Annotated in this window: 2 protein-coding genes; one reads left to right on the top strand and one right to left on the bottom strand. The window is 67.7% G+C overall.

Features of this window, described 5'->3' with window-relative positions; genetic code table 11:
* Nucleotides 1–34: 34 nt before the first annotated feature.
* Nucleotides 35–1,231 carry an IS630 family transposase gene (locus AB0H21_RS40860; protein ID WP_358527476.1) on the bottom strand — a complete coding sequence of 399 codons (1,197 nt, stop codon included), beginning with the start codon at nucleotides 1,229–1,231 and terminating at the stop codon, nucleotides 35–37.
* Nucleotides 1,232–1,331: 100 nt separating this feature from the next.
* Here AB0H21_RS40860 and AB0H21_RS40855 point away from each other — a divergent pair, with 100 nt between their 5' ends.
* The gene (locus tag AB0H21_RS40855; protein ID WP_358527474.1) at nucleotides 1,332–1,649 is read left to right on the top strand and encodes a hypothetical protein; all 318 of its coding nucleotides are present in this window, start codon (nucleotides 1,332–1,334) and stop codon (nucleotides 1,647–1,649) included.
* Nucleotides 1,650–1,681: the final 32 nt, after the last annotated feature.

Genomic DNA, 1,681 nt, shown 5'->3' with positions numbered 1-1,681 from the left:
GCTTAGTGGTCCGGTTCGTAAGTCATTCGAGGGTTCACGCGGCTGCGGGTAGTGCGGCAGGCTGGTTGCTGCAGCCAGCGGGCTGCTGGGAGTGGTGCTCTTTCTGTTCGTGTCGCTCGATCCGGGCCGGCAGGTCCTCGAGGTCGGCTGGGGTGAACTTCCATCTGAAGGGCCGGGCGGTCTCGTTGTAACGACGCTCGAAGGCGATCAGTCGGTCTTCGACCTGATCAAGACTGGTGAAGTCGTTGGGTGTGACCACTTTGCGCTGCACGATGGAGAAGAAGATCTCGATCTGGTTGAGCCAGGACGCGTGTACCGGGGTATGGACCATGACCGCGTTGGGGAACCGGGCGGCGAGCCGGTCGGTGGCTGCCTTGCCGCGGTGGGAGGAGCCGTTGTCGACTACCCAGAACACCCGCTTGGCGGAGGCGTAGGGTTCGGCGGCCATGACCTTTTCGACGAGGGTCATGAACGGGGCGATGCCGGTCGTGGCCGCGCAATGTCCGGTCACGTGCGCTCGGTGGACGTCGTAGGCGGCCAGGTAGGCCAGTGAGCCGCCCCGGTTGTATTCGTGGTTGATGCGCATCCTGCGGGCGATGCCGGGCGGCAGGGTGGGGTGGCAGCGGCAGCGGGCCTGGATCGAGGTCTTCTCGTCGGAGGAGATCACGTACTCGTTGCGGGCGAGAGGTTGCCCGTCCCAGATGCGCTGGTAGAGATCCAGCACACGGGCGGCTTTGTGGGCGAAGCCGGGGTCGCGGATGAACACCCAGGAGGCGTGCTGCCAGGGCTTGAGCACGTCAGCGGCCAGGATCCGGCGGACGGTCGAGGCGGACATCGCCTCGGTGATGCCCCTGCCGGCCGCTTCGCGAGCCAGGTCGGTGCTGCTCCAGCGGGACAGCGGCACTCCGGTCTCGGCCGGCAGTTGGCAGGCCAGTGCCGTGACCTCGGCACGCTGGACGGGGGTGAAGCGGGGTGGCCGGCCGGTCCGGGGTCGGTCCTTGAGTCCGTCGATGCCTTGGTCGGCGTATCGGCCACGCCACAGGCGGACGGTGTCGAGGTGAACGCGCTGTCGCAGGGCGATACGGGCGTTGGAGTGGCCGTGCGCGGCGTCCAGCACGATCCGGACGCGGACGACTTGCTGGTGGGGGGCGGTGTGAGAGTGGGCCAGTTGGTCGAGCCGCCGCCGCTCGGAGGCGGTCAAGACGATCTGGCGGGCGCGGGGGACGGGCACGCGGGACGCTTTCCGTGATCTTCTTCAGGGGCCCTGCTACTTTGCTCCGATCTCGGCTGTCCAAGGTGTGATCGACACGCCGGACGGCAAGATGGGGCCCATGCCCGCCATCCCGGAGTCGACCAAGACCTCCCTGGCCCAGCGACTGCGCCGGCACGCCCGCGACCGCTGGCCTCAGCTGGCAGGACTGCACGTCCGCTACCACGGCCAGTTCGCCTACGTCGAAGGCGAACTGGCCGACGGCCACCGCCTGCCCCTCATCCGGCTCCGCTACGGCGGATCGGCCTCCATCTGGGGATTCGGGCTCTACCTCGCCAGCAGCGACAAGTACGAGAACCAGATCCTGCCCACCGGCATGTCAGCCGGCACACCCCAAGAAGCCCTCGACTGCGCCTGTGGTCTCTACCTCAGCTACTGACCCCCGAAGGACTTACGGGCGGGACCACTTAG

Source organism: Sphaerisporangium sp. NPDC051011, assembly GCF_040653595.1.
Classification (GTDB): domain Bacteria; phylum Actinomycetota; class Actinomycetes; order Streptosporangiales; family Streptosporangiaceae; genus Sphaerisporangium.
Note: the sequence above shows the minus strand (reverse complement) of the source record. Positions and strands in the feature narration are given on the sequence as shown.